This window comes from Pseudooceanicola sp., from assembly GCF_029213205.1.
Taxonomy (GTDB): Bacteria; Pseudomonadota; Alphaproteobacteria; order Rhodobacterales; family Rhodobacteraceae; genus Pseudooceanicola.
In genome coordinates, this window is record NZ_JARGNH010000009.1 from 104,746 (window position 1) to 127,363 (window position 22,618).

At 63.2% G+C, this 22,618-nt stretch carries 17 protein-coding genes and 1 pseudogene; 10 read left to right on the top strand and 8 right to left on the bottom strand.

Annotation, left to right across the window (positions count from 1 at the left end):
• Positions 1-104: 104 nt before the first annotated feature.
• The gene (locus tag P1U48_RS09425) at positions 105-1,679 is read left to right on the top strand and encodes a Re/Si-specific NAD(P)(+) transhydrogenase subunit alpha (protein WP_301068722.1); all 1,575 of its coding nucleotides are present in this window, start codon (positions 105-107) and stop codon (positions 1,677-1,679) included.
• A 12-nt stretch (positions 1,680-1,691) separates the two neighbouring features.
• On the top strand, positions 1,692-3,125 hold the full coding sequence (locus P1U48_RS09430; RefSeq protein ID WP_301068723.1) for an NAD(P)(+) transhydrogenase (Re/Si-specific) subunit beta: 1,434 nt from the start codon (positions 1,692-1,694) through the stop codon (positions 3,123-3,125).
• A 182-nt stretch (positions 3,126-3,307) separates the two neighbouring features.
• Here the strand turns inward: P1U48_RS09430 and P1U48_RS09435 are convergent, their stop codons facing one another.
• From P1U48_RS09435 to P1U48_RS09445, 3 genes are all read right to left on the bottom strand, one after another.
• Positions 3,308-4,276, bottom strand: coding sequence for an ABC transporter permease (locus P1U48_RS09435; protein WP_301068724.1), 969 nt, complete (start codon positions 4,274-4,276; stop codon positions 3,308-3,310).
• Positions 4,269-5,276 carry an ABC transporter permease gene (locus P1U48_RS09440; RefSeq protein WP_301068725.1) on the bottom strand — a complete coding sequence of 336 codons (1,008 nt, stop codon included), beginning with the start codon at positions 5,274-5,276 and terminating at the stop codon, positions 4,269-4,271. The genes P1U48_RS09435 and P1U48_RS09440 overlap by 8 nt, the downstream gene beginning before the upstream one ends.
• An 82-nt stretch (positions 5,277-5,358) precedes the next feature.
• Positions 5,359-7,068, bottom strand: coding sequence for a peptide ABC transporter substrate-binding protein (locus P1U48_RS09445; RefSeq protein WP_301068726.1), 1,710 nt, complete (start codon positions 7,066-7,068; stop codon positions 5,359-5,361).
• A gap of 268 nt (positions 7,069-7,336) precedes the next feature.
• Between P1U48_RS09445 and P1U48_RS09450 the strand changes: the two genes are divergently transcribed.
• The 3 genes and pseudogenes from P1U48_RS09450 to P1U48_RS09460 all read left to right on the top strand — a co-directional run.
• Positions 7,337-9,187 carry an ABC transporter ATP-binding protein gene (locus P1U48_RS09450; RefSeq protein WP_301068727.1) on the top strand — a complete coding sequence of 617 codons (1,851 nt, stop codon included), beginning with the start codon at positions 7,337-7,339 and terminating at the stop codon, positions 9,185-9,187.
• A 131-nt stretch (positions 9,188-9,318) separates the two neighbouring features.
• Positions 9,319-10,485, top strand: coding sequence for an acetylornithine deacetylase (argE, locus tag P1U48_RS09455; protein WP_301068728.1), 1,167 nt, complete (start codon positions 9,319-9,321; stop codon positions 10,483-10,485).
• A 3-nt stretch (positions 10,486-10,488) separates the two neighbouring features.
• A pseudogene (locus tag P1U48_RS09460) lies at positions 10,489-11,649 on the top strand (M20 aminoacylase family protein); the annotation flags it as partial.
• Between the two features lie 4 nt (positions 11,650-11,653).
• Here the strand turns inward: P1U48_RS09460 and P1U48_RS09465 are convergent.
• A complete protein-coding gene (locus P1U48_RS09465) occupies positions 11,654-13,162 on the bottom strand; it encodes an NAD(P)/FAD-dependent oxidoreductase (RefSeq protein ID WP_301068729.1) in 1,509 nt (502 codons plus the stop codon).
• Between the two features lie 166 nt (positions 13,163-13,328).
• Positions 13,329-14,336 (bottom strand): GTP 3',8-cyclase MoaA, encoded by a 1,008-nt coding sequence (gene moaA, locus P1U48_RS09470; protein WP_301068730.1) that lies wholly within the window; start codon positions 14,334-14,336, stop codon positions 13,329-13,331.
• 85 nt (positions 14,337-14,421) lie between these two features.
• On the opposite strand from moaA, the gene P1U48_RS09475 reads away from it, so the two are divergent.
• Positions 14,422-14,877, top strand: a complete 456-nt coding sequence (locus P1U48_RS09475) for a hypothetical protein (RefSeq protein WP_301068731.1) — start codon at positions 14,422-14,424, stop codon at positions 14,875-14,877.
• Here the strand turns inward: P1U48_RS09475 and P1U48_RS09480 are convergent.
• The 3 genes from P1U48_RS09480 to glmU are packed head-to-tail and all read right to left on the bottom strand — an operon-like array spanning position 14,874 to position 18,772.
• The gene (locus P1U48_RS09480; protein WP_301068732.1) at positions 14,874-15,563 is read right to left on the bottom strand and encodes a DNA alkylation repair protein; all 690 of its coding nucleotides are present in this window, start codon (positions 15,561-15,563) and stop codon (positions 14,874-14,876) included. The two genes, P1U48_RS09475 and P1U48_RS09480, sit on opposite strands and share 4 nt — an antisense overlap.
• A gap of 37 nt (positions 15,564-15,600) precedes the next feature.
• Entirely contained in the window at positions 15,601-17,415 is a 1,815-nt protein-coding gene (gene glmS / locus P1U48_RS09485; protein ID WP_301068733.1) for a glutamine--fructose-6-phosphate transaminase (isomerizing), read from the bottom strand.
• Between the two features lie 4 nt (positions 17,416-17,419).
• A complete protein-coding gene (gene glmU / locus P1U48_RS09490; protein WP_301068734.1) occupies positions 17,420-18,772 on the bottom strand; it encodes a bifunctional UDP-N-acetylglucosamine diphosphorylase/glucosamine-1-phosphate N-acetyltransferase GlmU in 1,353 nt (450 codons plus the stop codon).
• A gap of 116 nt (positions 18,773-18,888) precedes the next feature.
• Here glmU and P1U48_RS09495 point away from each other — a divergent pair, with 116 nt between their 5' ends.
• The 4 genes from P1U48_RS09495 (at position 18,889) to P1U48_RS09510 (ending at position 22,618) form a co-directional block, all read left to right on the top strand.
• On the top strand, positions 18,889-19,557 hold the full coding sequence (locus P1U48_RS09495; protein ID WP_301068735.1) for an HAD-IIIA family hydrolase: 669 nt from the start codon (positions 18,889-18,891) through the stop codon (positions 19,555-19,557).
• Between the two features lie 102 nt (positions 19,558-19,659).
• Entirely contained in the window at positions 19,660-20,859 is a 1,200-nt protein-coding gene (locus P1U48_RS09500) for an aminotransferase class I/II-fold pyridoxal phosphate-dependent enzyme (RefSeq protein WP_301068736.1), read from the top strand.
• A gap of 116 nt (positions 20,860-20,975) precedes the next feature.
• A complete protein-coding gene (locus P1U48_RS09505) occupies positions 20,976-22,139 on the top strand; it encodes an isovaleryl-CoA dehydrogenase (RefSeq protein ID WP_301068737.1) in 1,164 nt (387 codons plus the stop codon).
• Entirely contained in the window at positions 22,136-22,618 is a 483-nt protein-coding gene (locus P1U48_RS09510) for a lysozyme inhibitor LprI family protein (RefSeq protein ID WP_301068738.1), read from the top strand. The genes P1U48_RS09505 and P1U48_RS09510 overlap by 4 nt, the downstream gene beginning before the upstream one ends.

A 22,618-nucleotide genomic window follows, 5' to 3' on the forward strand; every position in this document is an offset into this window, starting at 1 on the left:
CTCATCTGACGAAACCGCGTAACAATATTGCGCAATGAATTTGCGGGCTGCTTCGGGGTAATCCGGCGCGGCCCTGACCTTTGTTCAGTAGGGGGATCTAGGACGTGAAGATCGGAACGCCAAAGGAAGTGTTCGAGGGCGAGGCGCGGGTTGCCATGACCCCGGATTCAGCCACGCAACTGCAAAAGCTGGGCCATGACTGCCTGATCGAAAGCGGCGCGGGCGCCATGGCCGGGTTTTCGGACGCGACCTATGAGGCCGTCGGCGTCAAGGTGGTGGCAACCGCTGCGGCGCTCTGGAAAGAGGCCGATGTCATCGCCAAGGTGCGGCCGCCCTCGGACACCGAGGCCAAGCGGCTGACCGAAGACAAAACCCTGATTTCGTTCTTTTATCCTGCCGCCAATGCGGAGTTGATGGAGCTGTGCAAATCCAAGGGTGCCTCTGTCATCGCGATGGATATGGTGCCCCGCATCAGCCGGGCGCAAAAGATGGATGCGCTGTCTTCGATGGCCAATATCGCCGGGTATCGGGCGGTGATCGAGGCCGGTAACAACTTTGGCCGCTTCTTTACCGGTCAGGTGACTGCCGCCGGTAAAGTGCCGCCTGCCAAGGTTCTGGTGGTCGGCGCCGGGGTGGCTGGTCTGGCCGCGATCGGCACCGCGACCTCGCTGGGTGCGATCACTTACGCCTTTGACGTGCGCCCCGAAGTCGCCGAACAGGTGGAATCGATGGGCGCCGAGTTTGTGTTCCTCGATTTCGAAGAGGAACAACAGGACGGCGCCGCCACCGGCGGTTATGCCGCCGTGTCGAGCCCGGAATTCGCCGCCGCGCAGCTGGCCAAGTTCCGTGAGATTGCGCCGGATATCGACATCGTCATCACCACCGCGTTGATCCCGAACCGCGAAGCGCCCGAGCTCTGGACCGAGGATATGGTCGCGTCGATGAAGCCGGGATCTGTCATCATCGACCTGGCCGCCGAACGTGGCGGCAATTGCAAGATGACGGTGATGGATGAAAAGATCGTCACCGACAACGGCGTGACCATCGTCGGCTATACCGATTTCCCCAGCCGGATGGCAGCGCAAAGCTCGACGCTCTATTCCACCAATATCCGCCATATGATGACCGATCTGACCCCGGCCAAGGACGGGGTGATCAATCACAATATGGAAGACGACGTGATCCGTGGTGCCACCGTGACCCATGCTGGCGAGATCACCTTCCCGCCACCACCGCCCAAAGTGAAGGCGATTGCGGCGCAGAAGCCGAAAGAGAAATCCCGGGAATTGACCGTTGCCGAAAAGCGCGAGCTTGAGGTGGTGGCGTTCAAGAAACAGACCCGCTCGCAGGTGACATTGCTGGCGGTCGGCGCGGCGATCCTGCTGGCGATCGGGCTGGTCGCTCCGGCCAGCTTCATGCAGCACTTCATCGTCTTTGTGCTCTCGGTCTTCATCGGTTTCCAGGTGATCTGGAAAGTCAGCCATTCGCTGCACACGCCGCTGATGGCGGTGACCAACGCGATTTCGTCGATCATCATTCTGGGTGCCCTGATGCAGGTCGGATCCGGGTCGTTCCTGGTGATTTTGCTGGGCGCGCTGTCGGTGTTCATGGCCGGAATCAATATTTTCGGCGGCTTTCTCGTGACCCGGCGGATGCTCGCCATGTTCCAGAAATCGTAAGGGGTAGGACAGATGGATTTTGGTTTCACAACAGCGGCCTATGTGGTCGCAGCTGTCCTCTTCATCCTCTCGCTGGGTGGGCTTTCCGGACAGGAAAGCGCCAAGCGGGCGGTCTGGTATGGCATCAGCGGCATGGCGCTGGCGGTGTTTGCGACGCTGATCGGCCCCGGTTCCGGGCTCTGGCTGCTGTCGCTGATCCTCATCGTCGGTGGCGGCACCATCGGGTATTTTGTCGCCACACGGGTGCAGATGACCGAGATGCCGCAGCTGGTGGCGGCGATGCATTCACTGGTCGGTCTGGCGGCGGTGTTCGTCGGCTATAACGCCCATATCGAACTGGGTCGGGTGCTGATGATGGACGCGGCGACCCGCCACGACCTGACCGGCTTTGCCGCGCTTCTGGCGCATAAGACGGCGGTCGAGGTGTCGATCCTGCGGGTCGAATTGTTCCTTGGCGTGTTCATCGGCGCGGTGACCTTTACCGGCTCGGTGATCGCCTATGGCAAGCTGGCCGGCAAGGTCAGCACGGTGGCGACCAAGCTGCCCGGCGGGCATCTGCTGAACGCGGCGGCGGCCGGGCTCTCGGTGCTGTGCCTGTTCTGGTATTTCAGCACTGGTGGCTTTTTCCCGCTGTTCCTGATGACGCTGCTGGCGCTGTTCATCGGCTATCACCTGATCATGGGCATCGGCGGCGCGGATATGCCGGTCGTGGTGTCGATGCTGAACAGCTATTCCGGCTGGGCGGCGGCGGCGATCGGTTTCTCCCTCGGCAATGATCTGCTGATCGTGGTCGGGGCGCTGGTCGGCTCTTCCGGTGCGATCCTGAGCTATATCATGTGCCAGGCGATGAACCGCTCGTTCATCTCGGTGATCCTCGGCGGCTTTGGTGGCTCCACCGGCCCGGCGATGGAGGTCGAGGGCGAACAGATCGCCATCGATTCCGACGGTGTCGCGGCGGCGCTGGAGGATGCGGATTCGATCATCATCATCCCCGGCTACGGCATGGCGGTGGCGCAGGCGCAGCAATCTGTCAGCGAGTTGACCAAGCGGCTGCGGGCAAAGGGCAAGACCGTGCGCTTTGCCATTCACCCCGTCGCGGGGCGTCTGCCCGGCCACATGAACGTGCTGCTGGCTGAGGCCAAGGTGCCCTATGACATCGTGTTGGAAATGGACGAGATCAACGAAGATTTCCCCAGCACCGACGTGGCGATTGTCATCGGGTCGAACGACATCGTGAATCCGGCGGCGCAGGAGGATCCGAATTCGCCGATCGCCGGGATGCCGGTGCTGGAATGCTGGAAGGCCAAGCAGGTGTTCGTGTCCAAGCGCGGCCAGGGCACCGGCTATTCCGGGATCGAGAACCCGCTGTTCTATAAAGAGAACACCCGGATGTTCTATGGCGATGCCAAGAAATCCCTAGATGAGTTGCTGACCAAGATCAGCTGATCGTCATGGGGTCGGAATGCATGGGGCGGTCCTTTCGGGCCGCCCTTTTGCTATTGTGTGACTGGGATGATGTGGGGCGCGCGCTTTGGTGCGCCGCAGAGGGGGCGCTGCCCCCGCCGGGCCTGCGGCCCGACTCCCCCGGAATATTTATGGCAAGATGAAGCGGTCGGGGCTCAGGGGGGTTAGCGGCCGCGGATGCGCGGGTCGAGCGCGTCGCGCAGCCCGTCGCCCAGGTAGTTCACCGACAGCACCGTCAGCGAGATCGCCAGGCCGGGCATGATCACCCGCTCCGGGTTTTGTTGCATGTAATCCACCGCGTCGAACAGCAGCCGCCCCCAGGTCGGGAAATCGGGTGGAAAGCCGAGGCCGAGGAAGGACAGCGCGGATTCGGTGATAATCGCATTGGCGATGCCGAGGGTGGCCGAGACCACGATCGGCGAGACCACATTCGGCAGGATATGCCGGGCGATCAGCATCAGGTTCGAGGTGCCGATCGAGCGCGCCGCGAGAACGAATTCACGCTCTTTCAGCGCCAGCACGTCGCCGCGCACGATTCGTGCGGTCGGCATCCAGGAGGTGATGCCGATGGCGGTGACCATCAGGATGAAAATCCCGGTTTCCGGCCCGAAGGCGGCGCTCAGCCGGTCGCGGAACAGCATCACCATGACCAGCAGCAGCGGCAGCAGCGGCAGCGCCAGGAACAGATCGGTCAGCCGCATCAGCAGACCGTCGAGCCGCCGGTAGAACCCGGCCAGAACCCCGATCAGGGTGCCCAGCACCAGCCCCAGGGACATCGCAACGATGCCGACCAGCACCGAGGTCTGGCCACCGATCATCATCCGGCTCAGCATGTCGCGCCCCAATTGGTCGGTGCCGAAAGGATGTGCCAGGCTGGGTCCCTGATTGCGGGCGCGGATGTCGATATAGGTGGCGTCGAGCGTCCAGATCTGCGGCCCGAGAAAGACCGCAAAGACGATCAGCAGGAACACCACGCCGCCGGCGACGGCGCCCTTGTGGTGGATGAACTGGCTCCAGACCTCGCTCAACTGGCTGCGCGGCGGGGTCAGCGGCACCGGGCCACTGGTCAGCACTGCATCCAGCACCTCGGCGGTGAGGTCAGGTTCGGCGGTGGTGCGGCGGTCCTCAGTCATAGCGGATCCTTGGATCGAGGATGCCGTAGAGCACATCGGCGATCAGATTGAAGAGGACGATGAGAATTGCGAATATGAAGGTCAACGTCTGCACCATCGGAATGTCATTGGCCTGAATCGCGGAGATCAGCAGCTGACCGATCCCGTTCACCTTGAACACCTGTTCGGTGATGATCGCGCCGCCGAAAATCTGCGGAATGCCCAGGGCGATGACGGTGACCACCGGGATCATCGAATTGCGCAGCACATGGACCAGCACCACCACCCGTTCGGACAGGCCCTTGGCGCGGGCGGTGCGGACGTAATCCTGATTGAGATTGTCGAGCATCGAGGCCCGCATGAAGCGTGACAATTGCGCGGTGATCTGCAGTGCCAGCACCATCACCGGCATCACCATCTGGCGCAATTGCACGACGAAACTGTCCCAATCGTTCACCGCATGGGTGGTGTCATAGATCGACGGCAGCCAGCCCAGGTTGACCGCAAAGATCACGATCACCAGAACCCCGGAAAAGAAGGGCGGCACCGAAAACCCGATCATCGAGATAAAGGTGCCGACATTGTCGAAGATCGAATATTGTCGGTAGGCGGAATAGATGCCGATTGGCAGGGCGATGACGATTGCCACCAGATAGGCGGTGCCGACGACCCAGAGGGTCTGCGGCATCCGCTGCCAGACGATGTCCATCACCGGCGAACGGGTCTGCCAGGACAGCACGCGCTGCTGGCCTTCGGCGAGATGGCTGCCAAACAGGCTGTCGATCATCACCTGCGGTTCGACCCAGCAGAACTGCACCATCCATTTGCCAAAGCGCACCGGCAGTGGTTCGTCGAGACCCAGTGACTGACGGATCTGTTCGCGCACCTCCGGCGGAATGGTCAGCGGCAATTGCGCAGTCGGATCACCGGGTGCCAAATCCAGCAAAAGAAAGATCACCAGGCCGATAAACAGCAAAGTGGGAATCGCAAGAACCAGCCGTCGGACGGTGTAAGTCAGCATTCAGGCCAAACGCTTTCGGTTCTGGTTGGAAAAGGGAACGGGGGCAGGAGGGCGACGCAGGGCCGCCCTTCTGTAATCGGACTCACTTGATCCGGTACCAGTCAGCGATGTTCCAAAGCTCGCTGTCCCAGTCGGTCATCTTGACGCCGCCCAGGGTCTTGGCATGGGCGGATTGACCGCCACGGTGCACCAGCGGGACGATCGAATAGCTGGCCATGATCATGTCGTTCATCGCCTTGGCCAGGTCGCCGCGCTTGGACAGTTCGGCGGTTTTCGACATCTCGGTGACCAGGGCATCATAGGCCGGGTTGCAGAACCGCTGCATGTTCGACCCTTGCCATTGCTTGTCCGGCCCCGGGATTTCCGAGCAACGCCAGTTGGCCATATAGGCCTCGGGATCCACGCCGGAGAAGTTGTTGGTGTACATCTCGATGTCGGCATAGAACTTCTGGAAGGTATCGGGCGAGGACGGGTCGCCGCCAAAGAACACCGAAGCATTGATGTTGCGCAGCTCGGTTTCGACACCGAGTTCCCCCCACCACTGCTTGATCAGCGCTTGCGAATCCTGACGCACGGCGTTGGTCGAGGTCTGGAAGAGCACCGACAGTTTCACGCCATCCTTTTCGCGAATGCCGCCGGCGCCGACTTTCCAGCCTGCTTCGTCCAGCAACTTCTTGGCGCCTTCGATGTCCTGGTTCAGGCAGCTGTCATTGGCGGTCGAGGCATAGGCCGCCGGGGCCGGCAGCACGTTGCAGGTTGCTTTCCCGGCCTTGCCATAGCCCACGTCGACCAGCAACTGACGGTCAATGGCCATGCTCAGCGCCTTGCCGACCTTCGGATCGGTCAGGAACGGGTGCGGATTCTTGCCATCGGCATAGACCGATCGCATGTCCGGGCCGAGGTCGGCAGAGGCATTGCTCTGGTTCAGGTGCAGGCGCTCGACCGAGGTGCCAAAGGCCACAACGACCACGCCCTTGCCGCCCATTTCCATCTTGTCCAGAATCTCGGGCGCCAGCTGCAGGTTCCAAGCATAGTCGAATTCGCCGGTTTCCAGAACCGCGCGGGCCGCCGCCGCTGCGTCGCCGCCGCCTTTGAATTTGACCGATCCAAAGGCCGGTTTGGACGCGTCACGGTAATTGGCATTGGCCGAGAGCGAGATCACGTCGTTCGGTTTGAACTCGTCGACCACATAGGGGCCGGTGCCGATCGGATTAAAGTTGGCGTCGGTGCATTCGGGAGCCTTGGCGCCCATGCAGTTTTCAAACTGTGCCTTCTGGATGATCGGGCTCTCTGAGCCGACAAAGGCGGTGTAGGGGAACGGCTTGGCCTCGGCGAAGGTGACCTTGACGGTCAGCGGATCGGTGGCTTCGACATTGGACACGCCGTCGAAATACGAACTCTGCGCGCAGCCGCCTTCGGGATGGGTGCAATATTCCCAGGTGAACACCACATCAGACGCGGTAAAGGCGCTGCCGTCGGACCATTTGATGCCATCGGACAGCTTGTAGGTGATGGTTTTCAGATCGGCCGACACGCCACCGTTTGCCACGGTCGGGATCTCGGAGACCAGCATCGGCACCATTTCCCCTTGTTCGTCAAAGCGGATCAAGGGTTCGATCACCATGGACGCGGCTTCGACCTCCTTGGTGCCGCCGGACAGGAAGGGGTTCATCGTTGATGGCGCTTGCCAGTAGATGATGTTCAACTGCCCATCCGCGCCGCGCTCGGCGTAGGCGGTTGGTGCCAGGGCGAGCGATGCCGCCGCGCCCAGCAATAGCGACTTGAGGTTCATGTCACACTCCTAGTTGGTTTGCCCCGATCTCTTGGCGGATCGGTGCTGTTCGGCTCGGGGCGGTGTTCTCCCGTGGAAGGAGCCCCCGAAGCAAACTCCCCCGGAAGACCTGGGGCGGCCTTCTCCACGGTTGCAGATCATCGAAAACCGCTTGCGCTTAAATTGCAAGCCTCGCCTTCGTTTTACGCTGGGACAATTTCCCGGGATGTTTGACATTCGGGCAGTGGCATCGCTAGCGTCGTCCCATTGCGCCAACAGGATATGCTTCATGCTGGATCAGCCGCCCCCCAATGCCCAGGCCCGGCCCGAACCCTTGGCCCGGATCGAAAATCTGAGGGTCACCTTTCAGACCAAGGATGGTCCGGTGGTCGGGGTCGAGGACGTGTCGTTTTCGATAAAGCCCGGCGAAACCGTTGCGGTGGTCGGAGAATCCGGCTCGGGCAAGTCGGTGTCGTCGCTGTCGCTGATGCGGCTGGTTGAATATGGCGGCGGCGAAATCGCCGGTGGCCGGTTGCTGTTTGACCGCCGCGATGGTGGCCAGACCGATCTGGCGCAGATCGATCAGGACCAGATGCGCGACATTCGCGGCAACGAAATCGGCATGATCTTTCAAGAGCCGATGACCGCGCTGAACCCGGTGTTCACCGTGGGCCGGCAATTGACCGAAGGCCTGCGGGTGCACAAGAACATCAGCCGCGAGAGCGCCAAGGCGCGGGCGCTGGACCTGCTGCGCCAGGTGCGGATCCCGGAACCGGAACGGCGGCTGGAACAATATCCGCATGAACTGTCCGGCGGCATGCGCCAGCGGGTGGTGATCGCCATGGCGCTGGCCTGCGAGCCGCGTCTGCTGATCGCGGACGAGCCGACGACGGCCCTGGATGTGACGATTCAGGCCGAGATTCTGGCGCTGATCAACCGGCTGAAAAAGGAAACCGGCACTGCGGTGATGTTCATCACCCATGACATGGCGGTGGTGGCGCAGATGGCCGACCGGGTGGTGGTGATGTTTCGCGGCAACCTGGTCGAAGAGGGAACCGTCGAGGAGATCTTTGCCAATCCGCAGCAGCCCTATACCAAGGCGCTGCTGGCGGCGGTGCCAAAGCTGGGCGAGATGCGCGGCAAGGCCTATCCCGAACCGATGAAGCTGTTCGGCGCCAAGGATCAAAAGATCGAACCGATCACCGGCGAGGACACGCCGCTGCTGGAGGTGCGCAACCTGACCGCCCGGTTCCCGGTCAAGGGGGGCTTTTTCCGCCGCACCGTGGCGCAGGTGCATGCGGTCGAGGATGTCTCGTTTACCATCAACAAGGGGCAGACCCTGAGCCTGGTTGGTGAATCAGGCTGTGGTAAATCCACCGCCGGGCGGTCGCTGCTGCGGTTGGTCGAACCGGAATCCGGGCATATTGTGCTCGACGGCAAGGACATCGTCGCGCTTGGCACGCAGGGGCTGCGGCAGGCGCGGCTGGATATGCAGATGGTGTTTCAGGACCCGTTTGCCAGCCTCAATCCGCAGATGCAGCTTTCCGATCAGGTGGCCGAGCCGATGCGCAATTACGGCACCCACAAAGGCGCCGATCTGATGCGCCGGGTCGAGATGCTGTTCGACCGGGTCGAATTGCCCCGCTCGTTCCTGCGCCGCTATCCGCATGAATTGTCCGGCGGCCAGCGCCAGCGCGTCGCCATCGCCCGGGCCCTGGCGCTGAACCCCAAGCTGATCGTCGCGGATGAGGCGGTTTCGGCGCTGGATGTCAGCGTCCAGGCGCAGGTGCTGAACCTGATGATGGAATTGCAGGCCGATCTCGACATCAGCTACCTGTTCATCAGCCATGACATGGCGGTGGTGGAACGGGTCAGCCACCGGGTCGGGGTGATGTATCTGGGCCGGATCGTCGAAATCGGCAGCCGCACCGCGGTGTTCGAGAACCCGCAGCACCCCTATACCCGGGCGCTGATGCTGGCAGTGCCGATCGCCGATCCGCTGCGCCGCAAGGATGAAAACGATTTGGTCTTTAAACCGATCCCGTCGCCGATCCATGATCTCGGCTATGTGCCCGACCCCTCGGCCTATCGGCAGGTGGGCGAGGATCATTTCGTGCTGACCACCGACAGCGGCTATTAAATGGCGGCTCTTGAACGGCAACCAATGAATGGTGAACAGTGAATCCGGAAATTGAACTGTGCTGAGTGACGCGTAACATTGGTGGCGGCCCCGGTTTGCGCCGAACCGGTTCCGGCTTGATAGGAAATCGAATGCCCAAACGCTTGACACCCTTTGAAATCATGGAAAAGCTGGTCAGCTTTCCGACAGTCAGCCGCGACAGCAACCTGCCGCTGATTGACTGGGTCGAGGCCTATCTGAACAGCCATGATGTGGCGACCTTTCGACATCTGCACAAGGATGAGCCCAAGGCCGGGCTCTGGGCCCATGCCGGGCCGCTGGTCGAGGGCGCGGTGGTGCTGTCGGGTCATACCGATGTGGTGCCGGTGGACGGGCAGGCCTGGTCCAGCGACCCGTTCACCGTGATCGAGCGGGATGGCAAGTATTACGGCCGTGGCTGCTGCGACATGAAGGGGTTCGACGCGCTGGCGATCTGGGCGCTGGTCGAGGGCCAGGCCAGCGGCCTGACTCGGCCGCTGCAACTGGCACTGACCTATGACGAAGAGGTCGGGCTGATCGGTGTCGATCCGCTGATCCGCGATGCCGATGGGCAGTTCCCCAAGGGCTCGACCGCGATCATCGGCGAACCTTCGACCCTGCAGGTGGTCACCGGGCACAAGTCCGGGATCGGCTTTCAGGTGCATTTCGAAGGGTTCGAGGTGCATTCCTCGATCGCCTACAAGGGGGTTTCGGCGGTGATGGAGGCGGCCCGGCTGATCATGTGGGCCAATGAGATGAACGCCGAAGGCATGGCGAAGACCCCGACCGGGGTGGACGCGCTGTTCGATCCACCCTGGACCAATGTCCATGTCGGCATGATAGAAGGCGGCACCGCCCATAACATCACCGCCAAGGATTGCGATTTCGTGCTGACCTTCCGCTGCGTGCCCGGCGACGATCCCGCCGAGTGGGGCGCCCGCTTCAAGGCCGAAGTGGCGCGGCTCGATGCCGAGATGAAAAAGGTGCGTCCCGAGGCCGGGATCGTGATTTCCGAGAAGTTCGGAGCCAAGGGGCTGGCCCCGGAGGTCGATGGCGCCGCCGAACAACTGACCCGGTCATTGACCGGTGACAATGGCACCCATGTGGTCAGCTATGGCACCGAGGCCGGCTATTTCCAGGCGCATGGCTTTTCCGCCGTGGTCTGTGGGCCCGGCGACATCGCCCAGGCGCATCAGCCGGACGAATTCATCACCATCGAACAATTCCAGGCCGGTCATGCCTTCATGCAGCGCCTGCTGGATCATCTGAGAAAGGGTTGAGCCATGCCGATCAAGAACCGTTTTGCCGAGATGCAGACTGAAATCACCGCATGGCGTCGCGATCTGCACGAACATCCCGAGATCCTGTTCGACACCCATCGCACCGCCGGGATTGTCGCGGAAAAGCTGACCGCTTTTGGCTGTGACACCGTCGAGACCGGGATCGGGCGCACCGGCGTCGTCGGCGTGATCCGGGGCAAGTCGAACACCTCAGGCAAGGTGATCGGGCTGCGTGCCGATATGGACGCGCTGCCGATCCTTGAAACGACCGGGCTGGATTACGCCTCCAAGACCCCGGGCGCCATGCATGCCTGCGGTCATGACGGCCACACCGCGATGCTGCTGGGGGCGGCGAAATACCTCTCTGAAACCCGCAATTTCGACGGCACCGTGGTGGTGATCTTTCAACCCGCCGAAGAAGGCGGCGCCGGCGGCAAGGAAATGTGCGACGACGGGATGATGGAAAAATTCGGCATTCAAGAGGTCTACGGGATGCACAATTGGCCCGGCATGCCGACCGGCGCCTTTGCCATCCGATCCGGCCCGTTCTTTGCGGCGACCGATCAATTCGATGTCACCGTGGTCGGGCAGGGCGGTCATGCGGCGATGCCCAACACCGTGGCCGATCCGACGATCGCCGCCGCGCAGTTGGTGCTGGCGCTGCAAACCATCGTGTCGCGCAACGCCGATCCGGTGGAACAGATCGTGGTCTCGGTGACCTCCTTCGTCACCGCCTCGACCGCGTTCAACGTGATTCCGCCCTCGGTCAATCTGCGCGGCACCATTCGCACGATGACCAAAGCCACCCGGGAACTGGCCGAAAAGCGGTTCAAGCAGATCGCGACCTCGACCTGCGCGGCCTTTGACTGCCGCGCCGATATCACCTGGATTCGCGGCTATCCCTCGATGGTGAATTCCGTCGATCAGACCGAATTCGCCGTCGAGGTCGCCACCGCCGTCGCCGGCAAATGCGACCTGGCCGAGGTGACGATGGGCGGTGAGGATTTCGCCTATATGCTCGAAGAGCGCCCCGGCGCCTATATCCTGGTCGGCAATGGCGACAGCGCCAAGGTCCATACCCCGGACTACAATTTCAACGACGAGGCGATCCCGGCGGGCTGCTCCTGGTGGGCGGAAATCGTCGAACGCCGGATGCCCGCCGCCACGCTCAGCGATAGGCGAACAGCTCGTCATCCAGGTCGATGGCGGCGAATTCGTCTTTTTCGACCCAGTAATCCTGGTTCAGCTTCCATTCATTCGAAGCGCCGCGCCGGGGAAAGATATTTTGCCCGCGCAGCAGGTAGCCGGGATTGAAATCTTCTTCATCGGCCCAGTCGAACAGCTCCATATCCTGCTCCGAGGCGCGCAATTTCACCTCGACCCGGCTTTTCTGACCGGCCTGCATGTGATCGAGCAGGCGCATGACGAATTGCGCCACAAGCTCGGCCCGCAGGGTCCAGGACGAGCGGAAATAGCCCATCACCCAAACCAGATTGGGCACCCCGGTGAACATCATGCTGCGATAACCGACGGTGTCATGCAGATCGAGCGCCTGACCGTCGATTTCGAAGGCAATATCGCCCAAGGCGCAGAGGTCGAAGCCGGTGGCGGTGACGATGACATCGGCCTCCAGCAGCTTGCCGGATTTCAGCAGGATGCCTTCGGGCACGAATTTTTCGATCTCATCGGTTTCGATCGAGGCCTTGCCACCGGCCAGCGCCTTGAACAGATCGCCGTCCGGGATTCGCGCCAGCCGCTGCCGCCAGGGGGCGTAGGACGGGGTCAGATGCTTGTCGTAATCGAAATCCTCGCCCAGGTATTTCTTGGCCGTGGCAATCAGCTCTTTCTTCACCGCCTCAGGGTTGGCGGCGCAGAGCAGCGCGAAATCGCGGCCCAGGACCAGCATTTCACGGCGCACGATCTCATGAATCCAGACCTCGTCGACCTGCAATTCGCGCAGCCGCGCGGCGATGGCGATTTCATTGCGCTCGGAGCGGAAATAGGTTGGCGAGCGCTGCAGCATGGTGACGTGATCGACCATATCGGTGACATTGGGAACCAGGGTCGCCGCCGTGGCACCAGAGCCGATCACCACCATGCGTTTGCCGGCGCCGTCGAAATCCTCGGGCCAGCTCTGCGGGTGAATGATCTCGCCGTTGAAATCCGCCATCCCCGGCCAGTCCGGGGTATAGCCCTTGGAATGGCGGTAATAGCCCTGGCACATCCACAGGAACCGTGCCGACACCTCGCGCAGCTTGCCGCTGCCGCTCTGCCGCGCGGTGACGGTCCAGAGGTTGGTGGCGGAATTCCAGCGCGCTGTTTCGATCCGCCAGCCATAATGGATATGCCTGCCGAGATCGTTTTCGGCGATGGTCTCGCCGAGGTAGGCGTTGATCTCGTCCGCGGTGGCAATCGGTGGCCCGACCCAGGGTTTGAAGCCATAGCCGAATGTGTGCAGATCGCTGTCCGAGCGGATGCCGGGATATTTATGGGTGCGCCAGGTGCCGCCAAAGCCGTCCTGTTCCTCGATCACCGCATAGCTGTCGTCGGGCCGTTCCTGCTGTAGATAGCGCGCGGCGGCGATGCCGGAAATTCCGGCGCCGACAATCAGGACATCCAGCGGCTCGGTCAGCGCCTCAAGCGCGGGGTCGGGACCTATGTCGTTCATCTGGTTCATCTGGAAATCCTCCTCAGCTGGCGCCTATCAATCCCGTAGCCGCGCCCCAAGTCAATTGTCCCAGGTCGGATGTCAGCCTCGTGCAAAACCGATTCCGCTTCCTCTGGTCCAAAATATCCCGGGGGTGAGGCCAAGGGCCGAGGGGGCAGCGCCCCCTGCGACGGGTTCAGCCGCCGGTATGGCTCATATGGCGCGACACCTGGCCATCCGGCTTTTGCCGAGAATAATCAAAATCATGGCCCTTGGGTTTGCGGGCAATGGCCGCGCGGATCGCCTCGGCCAGCACCGTGTCGCTGTCGGGATGGTTGCGCAGGGGCGGGCGCAGGTCGGCCATGTCTTCCTGCCCCAGGCACATGTACAGCTGGCCGGTGCAGGTCAATCGCACCCGGTTGCAGCTTTCGCAGAAATTATGGCTGAGCGGGGTGATAAAGCCGATCTTCTGGCCACTTTCCTGCAGCCGCACATAGCGCGCCGGACCACCGGTGCGTTCGGGCAGGTCGATCAGCGTATAGGTTTGGGCCAGTTGGCGGCGCAGATCCTCCAGCGACCAATATTGCCCGACCCGGTCCTCATTGCCGAGATCGCCCATCGGCATCACCTCGATCCAGGTCATGTCCATGTCACGGGCGGCGCAGAATTCGGCCAGGCTGATCAGCTCATCCTCGTTAAAGCCTTTCAGCGCCACCGCGTTGATCTTGACCCGCAGCCCGGCGGCCTGGGCTGCATCCAGTCCGCGCAGCACCTGTGGCAACCGGCCCCAGCGGGTGATCCGGGCGAATTTTTCCTCGTCCAGCGTGTCGATCGACACATTCACCCGACGCACCCCGGCGGCGTAAAGATCCCCGGCAAAGCGTTCCAGCTGTGAGCCATTGGTGGTCAGAGTCAATTCGTCCAGCGCGCCGCTGTCCAGATGCCGGGTCATGGCGCGGAAAAACGTCATGATATCGCGCCGCACCAGCGGCTCGCCGCCAGTGATCCGCAGCTTTTTCACCCCGAGGCCGATAAAGGCCGAACACATCCGGTCCAGCTCTTCCAGGGTCAGCAGGTCTTTCTTTGGCAGAAAGGTCATGTTTTCGGTCATGCAATAGACGCAGCGGAAATCGCAGCGATCGGTCACCGAAACGCGCAGATAGGAAATCGGCCGGGCGAAGGGATCAATCAGGGGCATGTCCATAGGGCGAAGGTAAGGATCCGCGCATCCGGCGGCAAGAGTGCGATCACCGATTGTCGTCTGGGCGGGCCGGGCTTAGGCTGATGAGATGACGATGCTCAGACATACGCTCTTGGTGCTGGCCCTAACCGCCTTGCCAGCGGGCTGCGCGGTTCTGCGCCCTGATCGCGGCGGTGAGGGGCCGGTTGCGGTGCGCGATGGCGATGGCCAGACCCGCCCGCGCGCCCGGCCGGGATCGGCGGATGCTGCGGCGCCTGATGCGACGGATGTGGCCGCGGCCAAACCTGTCGCCGGGCCAGGCGGGCGGCTTGGCGTGACCATCGCTTCGCTGGGCGATGTCGGCCAGCCGGGGCTGTGGCTGAAAACGCCGCTGGTGGCGGCGGATCGCAAGGGGCGGCTGGCCTACAAGGGGCAGCGGGTCGATGTCGATCTGATCGCAATTCCCGGAACCGCCAAGGCCGGGAGCCGGATGTCGCTGGCGGCGTTCCAGGCGCTCGGCGCGCCGATTACCGGCCTGCCCGAAATCGAAGTCTTTGCGAACTAACCTGTCGGTTTGACAAGGTATTTCCCGGCTTCCTTGCGCGCGAAAGGTTTCATCGCGGCACCATGTTGGTCAAGGAAGGCCTGTGCCCGCGCCGGATCATGTTTCGAGAGGTCGCGGATCCACCAGGCCACCGCCTTTTGGATGAACCAGTCGCGGTCGGACACATAGCTGGCCGCCCAGCCCAGCACCCGCTCCCGCGCCGCCGCCTCATCAGGTTTCGGATGGTTTGATTTGCTCAGCGGCAAGGTGATCACCAGCGCCGCGCGCCGGGTCCACATATGCTCTGAGCGGGTCCAGCCCTCGACCCGGTCCAGCCGCGACAGATCGGCGGTGATCCGGCGCTGCCCGGCCATGCAGGCGTGATCGGCGACCGCCCAACCGTCAAAATCCGGCACCCAGGCACAGATCAGATCCCAGGCCGCCGAATCGGGTCGAATCCGCGCCTGGGTCAGCAGCTTGGCCGCCGCCAGCATCGCCTCGTGGATATTGGTGTTCCAGAGCGCCCCGGCCAGGATCAGGCGCTCGTTCAGCGAAAGGTCTTGCCGCCAGGTCTTGGTCAGGTCGTTGATCGCCGGATTCGGGGTGCCAAGATAGGTCCGCGCCACCTTATGATAGGCGGCCATGGACTCGGCGCGCCCCGGTTCGGCCCCGGCACGCAGCGCCGCCAGCGCTTCGTCCAGGGTCACCATTCCGGGCCGAACCGATCACAGCGCTTGGCCATGGTCACTCGACAGTGACGGATTTTGCCAGGTTGCGCGGCTGGTCGACGTCAGTGCCTTTGGCGATGGCGGTGTGATAGGCCAGCAATTGCGCCGGCAGGGCATAGAGGATCGGCGTCAGCATCGGGTCGATGCGCGGCATTTCGATCTTGCGCCAGACCTCACCGGCGGCGGCCAGCCCTTCGGAATCCGAGATCAGAACCACCTTGCCGCCGCGGGCCATCACCTCTTGCATGTTGGACACGGTTTTCTCGAACAACCCGTCACTGGGTGCCATCACCACCACCGGCATATGGCTGTCGATCAGTGCAATCGGGCCGTGTTTCAACTCGCCTGATGCATAAGCTTCGGCGTGGATGTAGCTGATTTCCTTAAGTTTTAGAGCGCCCTCCATCGCCAGAGGATACATCAGCCCGCGGCCCAGGAACAACACGTCCGAGGCTTCGGCCAATTCCTGGCTGATCGCCTCGACCGGTCCACCCATGTCGAGGCCAGTGCCAAAGATCGCGGGCAAGCCGCGTAGCTTTGCCAGGGCATCGGCAAAGCCTACGTCGCTCAGTTCACCCTTTTGCCGCGCGGCCTCAAGTGCCAGCGCCAGGAGCACCGTCAATTGACAGGTGAAGGCCTTGGTCGAGGCGACGCCGATTTCGGCACCGGCATGGATCGGAAAGCTGACGTCGCTTTCCCGCGCGATCGAGCTTTCCGAGACATTGACCACCGACAGGATGCGGTCGGCCTTGCCAGCGCAGTAGCGCAGGGCGGCCAGGGTATCGGCGGTTTCGCCGGATTGGCTGACGAACAGTGCCGCCGTGCGCGGTGCGATTGGCGGCTCGCGATAGCGGAATTCCGAAGCAATATCGATCTCGACCGGGAGTCGCGCCACGGTTTCGAACCAATATTTCGCGGTCATGCACGCCAGATAGGCCGTGCCGCAGGCGACCAATACCAGCCGGTCGATCTGGGTGAAATCAACCCCGCCGCCGGGCAGGACGATGGTGTCGCCGTCCAGGTAATGTTTCAGCGCTTCGCCTAGCACCTTGGGCTGTTCGGCGATTTCCTTGGCCATGAAATGCTTGTGCCCGGCCTTGTCCACCGAGGCGGCGTCCAGCCGGATGATGCGCATTTCGCGATTGGCCAGCGCGTCGTTCTCATCGCGCACCTCGACCGAGGTCCGGGTGATGACGGCAATATCGCCTTCTTCCAGATAGGTGACCTGATTGGTCAGCGGTGACAGGGCAATCGCGTCAGATCCGACGTAATTCTCGCCCTCGCCATGGCCGATGGCCAGCGGCGGGCCGCGCCGGGCCGCGACCAGCAGGTCGTCGTCGGATTCAAACAGGAACAGCAGCGCAAAGGCGCCTTCGAGACGGCGAATGGTCTTGGTGGCTGCGGCGATCGGATCAAGGCCCGTGGTCAGGTAATGGTTGGCCAGCAGCGCCACGGTTTCGGTGTCGGTTTCGGTTTCATGGCCGATCCCGGCGGCAGCCAATTCGGCGCGCAATTCGCGGAAATTCTCGATGATGCCATTATGCACCACCGCCACCGGGCCCGAGCGATGCGGATGCGCATTGACCTCGGTCGGCGCGCCATGGGTGGCCCAACGGGTGTGGCCGATGCCGGACTTGCCGCTGAGCGGGTCGTGCACCAGCAGATCAGCAAGATTGACCAGCTTGCCGACGGCGCGGCGCCGGTCCAGAATCCCGTCGCGAATGGTGGCGATTCCGGCGCTGTCATAGCCCCGGTATTCCAGCCGCTTCAGCGATTCGACCAGAAATGGCGCGGCCTCATGTCCGCCCAGATACCCGATGATTCCGCACATGTGCTTATCGCCCCGTTTGCTTTGCTTTGATCGCCCGCAGGCGGTCCATCAACTTGCGCGCCATGCCTGGCTTGTTCACTTGCCGGGCCCGCGCCAGCGCCAGCGCGCCGGGTTCGACATCCGATGTGATCACCGAACCTGAGGCGGTCATCGCGTCATCGCCCAGGGAGACCGGCGCCACCAGCATGGTGTCGGAGCCGACAAACACCCGCGCCCCGATCCGGGTGCGATGTTTCATCACCCCGTCATAGTTGCAAGTGATCGTGCCGGCGCCGATATTGGTGGCTTCGCCAATATCCGCATCGCCGATATAGCTGAGGTGATTGACCTTGGCGCCCCGGTCGATGATCGCGTTCTTCACCTCGACAAAATTGCCGATATGCACGTCTTCCGCCAGTTCGGCGCCAGGGCGCAGCCGGGCAAACGGGCCGATGGTGCCGCCACGCGACACATGGGCGCCTTCCAGATGCGAAAACGCCCGAACCCGGGCGCCGGTTTCCACCGTGACGCCGGGGCCAAAGACCACATTCGGTTCGATGATGCTGTCGCGGCCCAGCACGGTGTCATGGGCGAAATAGACAGTTTCCGGCGCCACCAGGGTGACCCCGTCCTCCAGCGCCTTGACGCGGGCGCCGGCCTGAAAGGCGGCTTCGGCCCTGGCCAGATCGATGCGCGAATTGATTCCCATCGTCTCGGCCTCGTCACAGGCGACGGCGGTGGCGGTGAGGCCACGGGCGCGGGCGATACCGACGATATCGGTGAGGTAATATTCGGCGCTGGCGTTGTCGTTCTTCACCTCGGTGATCAGATCGAACAGCAAGGCGGCATCGGCGCAGAGCACCCCGGAATTGCAAAAGCTGATGGCCCGTTCCTCGGGGCTGGCATCCTTGTATTCGACGATCCGTTGCAGCGTTTCGCCGTCCATCACCAGCCGCCCATAGCGGGCATCGCGATCGGCGGCGTGAAAGCCCAGGATCACCACGTCATTCTGCTGCCGCGCCTGTTTCAGCGCGTCGAGGGTTTCAGGGCGGATGAACGGGGTGTCCCCGAACAGGACAAAGGCATCGCCGTTGAACGATTTCAGCAGCGGCGCCGCCTGCGCCACCGCGTGGCCAGTGCCCAACTGCTCTTCCTGCACCGCGATCTCGGCGCGCTCGTCCCAGTCGCGGGCGGCGCGGCCCACCGCCTCACCGCCATGGCCGGTGACCACGACGATTCGTTCCGGTTGCAGGCTGTCGGCGGCCTTCATCGCGTGGACCAGCATCGGCGCGTCGGCGATCTCGTGCAGAACTTTCGGAAGGTCGGATTTCATCCGGCTGCCTTGACCGGCAGCAAGGATGATAAGGGCGGTGTCCATTGTGACGTTACAATCCTGTCGCTTGTCCTTGGGTTGGGTCCGTTTTATCGGGTTCATGGCGCGGCGCAAGGGTGGCGCAGCTGACTTGACAAGACGCAACAGAATGGAACAGGCGCATGGGCACGGTGGTATTTGATCTGGACGGCACGCTGGCCGACACCAGCGGCGATCTGCTGGCCGCTGCCAATGCCTGTTTTCGCGGGCTCGGGGTGGGGGATCTGCTCGGGCCGCAGGATGCGCCGGTGGCGCTGAACGGCGGTCGGGCGATGCTGCGGCTGGGGCTGGGGCGGCTGGGACGCAGCGGTGACGAGGCCGAGGTCGATCGCCAGTTCCCGCTGCTGCTAGAGCATTATGAAGGTGCCATCGACACCCATAGCTTTCTGTTTCCCGGGGCGATGGCGGCGGTGACGGCGCTAAAGGCCGAGGGCTATCGCGTGGCGATCTGCACCAACAAGCCCGAGGGGCTGGCTGATCTGCTCCTGACCCGGCTCGGGGTGCGAGGCGATTTCGCGGCGCTGGTCGGGGCCGACACGCTGACGGTCCGCAAGCCTGACCCGGAACCTTTGCGCGAGGCGGTGCGCCGCGCCGGTGGCGATCCGGCGGTGTGTTGCCTGATTGGCGACAGCCGCACCGACCGCGAAACCGCCCGTGCCGCCGGGGTTGCCTCGATTCTGGTCGGCTTTGGCCCTTCCGGTCCGCTGACCGCCGCGCTGGAGCCTGAGGCGCTGATCGGGCATTTCGATGAACTGCCCGACGTGGTTCGGCGTCTGCTGCCACTGCGCTGATCTGCAATTGACGCGGGCGCCATTGAGACAGGCACCATTGAGACGGGCACCATTGAGACGGGCGCCATTGACGCCGCCCCGGGGCCGCGAAAGGATACATCCATGGAGCGTTTCACCGGCAGTTTCACCCAGCAAGAGCCGATTCCCGAAGCCGCCATCGCCGCCGCCGTCGCGGTGATGCGGAGCGGGCGGCTGCATCGTTACAACACGCTGGGCGATGACCCCGGCGAGGCGGCGCTGCTGGAACAGGACTTCGCCGCCGCGATGGGGGCAAAATACGCGCTGGCCGTTGCCTCGGGCGGCTATGCGCTGGCCACGGCGCTGCGCGCGGTCGGGGTCAAGCCCGGCGACCGGGTGCTGACCAATGCCTTTACCCTGGCGCCGGTGCCGGGGGCGATCGCATCGCTGGGCGCGGTGCCGGTCTTTGTCGGGGTGAGCGAGGCGCTGACCATCGACCTTGACGATCTGGCCGCCAAGGCCGACCAGGCCGAGGTGCTGCTGCTCAGCCATATGCGCGGCCATATCTGCGATATGGAGGCGTTGACCGCGCTCTGCCGCGCCCATGATCTGACCCTGATCGAGGATTGCGCCCATACCATGGGCGCGCGCTGGAACGGCGTCCTGTCCGGGCGCCACGGGCGGGTGGCCTGCTATTCCACCCAGACCTACAAACATCTGAATTCCGGCGAGGGTGGGCTGCTGATCAGTGACGATGCCGATCTCATGGCCCGGGCGGTGATGCTGTCGGGGAGCTATATGCTCTATCCCCGCCACCTGGCGGCGCCGGATCCTGCGGTGTTCGAGGCGGTGAAATACGACACGCCCAATATCTCGGGGCGGATGGACAATCTGCGCGCCGCGATCCTGCGCCCGCAACTGGCACAGCTCACGACCCAATGCGCCGCCTGGACGGCGCGCTATCGGGTGGTCGAGGCGGGGCTGCGCGAGACCCCCGGCCTGCGTCTGATCGAGCGGCCTGAGGCCGAGGAATTCGTCGGCTCGTCGATCCAGTTCCTGCTGCTGGATTGGTCCGCCGAGGCGATCCAGGCGGTGCTGGCGCGCTGCGCCGCGCGCGGGGTCGAGCTGAAGTGGTTCGGCGGCGCCGAGCCGAGCGGTTTCACCTCGCGCTATGAGTCCTGGCGCTATGCACCCAGCGCGCCGATGCCCGCCAGTGACCGGGTGCTGAAGGCGATTGTCGACATGCGCCTGCCACTGACCTTTACGCTCGCCGATTGCGCGCTGATCGCCCGGATCATCCGGGCCGAGGTTTTGGCGGTGCAACAGGCCGGGGACGGCGATTGACCGGGGGGCAATAAAGCGGGGGGCAATTAAGCGGGCAGGCCGCGCAACGGCTTGACCCAGGCTGGCCCATATGTCAGCAATGTGAACAAGTGTTCAATAAAGCGGGGGAGGCGCCGATGTTCACCGGATCCATGCAGTTTGACCTGGGCGAAGACGCAAATGCCCTGCGCGACATGGTGCATCGCTGGGCGCAGGAGCGGGTGAAGCCGTTGGCCGCCGAGATCGACCAGAGCAACAACTTTCCTCCCGCGCTCTGGCGCGAGATGGGCGAAATGGGCCTGCTCGGCATCACCGTGGGCGAGGAGTTCGGCGGCGCCGGAATGGGCTATCTCGCCCATGTCGTCGCGGTCGAGGAAATCGCCCGCGCCTCGGCCTCGGTGTCGCTGTCTTATGGTGCCCATTCCAACCTCTGCGTCAATCAGATCAATCTGAACGGCACGCCGGAGCAGAAACAGAAATACCTGCCTGCGCTGGTTTCGGGTGAACATGTCGGCGCCTTGGCGATGAGCGAGCCGGGGGCGGGGTCGGACGTGGTGTCGATGCAGCTGCGCGCCGAAAAGCGCAACGACCGCTATGTGCTGAACGGCAACAAATACTGGATCACCAATGGCCCGGATGCCGACACGCTGGTGGTCTATGCCAAGACGGACCCAGAGGCCGGATCGAAAGGCATCACCGCGTTTCTGGTCGAGAAAACCATGACCGGGTTTTCCACCAGTCCGCATTTCGACAAGCTGGGGATGCGCGGATCGAACACCGCCGAGCTGATCTTTGACGATTGCGAAGTGCCGTTCGAGAACGTGCTGGGCGAGGAGGGCAAGGGCGTGCGGGTGCTGATGTCCGGCCTCGATTACGAACGCGTGGTTCTGTCGGGCATTGGCACCGGGATCATGGCCGCGTGCCTCGACGAGGTGATGCCCTATATGGTCGAGCGCAAGCAATTCGGCCAAAGGATCGGGGATTTCCAGCTGATGCAGGGCAAGATCGCCGATATGTATACCAAGATGAACTCGGCCCGCGCCTATGTCTATGAGGTGGCCCGCGCCTGTGACCGGGGACAGGTGACCCGTCAGGACGCGGCGGCCTGTGTGCTCTATGCCTCCGAAGAGGCGATGGTGGTGGCGCATCAGGCGGTGCAGGCGCTGGGGGGGGCTGGTTATCTCAACGACAACCCCGTGGGCCGGATTTTCCGCGACGCCAAGCTGATGGAAATCGGGGCGGGCACATCAGAGATTCGCCGGATGCTGGTTGGCCGCGAATTGATGGGGCTGATGCAATGATCCGGCTGGCGCTGGCCGTTGCGCTGATCGGCGCCCCGGCCGGGGCGCAGGATCTGGTGTTTTCGCCCGCGGCCACCGAAACCTGCCTGGCGGCGGGGCGATCTGACTGCATCGGCGCCTCGGGCGAAGCCTGTATGCAGGCGACGCCGGGCGGGCAGAGCACCGTCGGAATGGGCGGCTGTCTCGACCGTGAGCTGAGCTATTGGGACGCGCGCCTGAACAGCGCCTATGGCAGCGCGATGCGCCAGGCCAAACAGGCGGATCAGGCCAATAGCGATGGCGCTTTGGCGGTGTTGAGCCAGGCCCAGGCGCTGCGCGAGATGCAGCGCGCCTGGATTCCGTTTCGCGATGCCAAATGCGATTTCGCCCGCTCGCAATGGGGCGGTGGCACCGGCGGCGGCCCGGCGCAATTGTCCTGTCTCATGCAGGAAACCGGCCAGCAGGCGCTCTATCTCGAGGGCGCGGGAATGGGCGGCTGA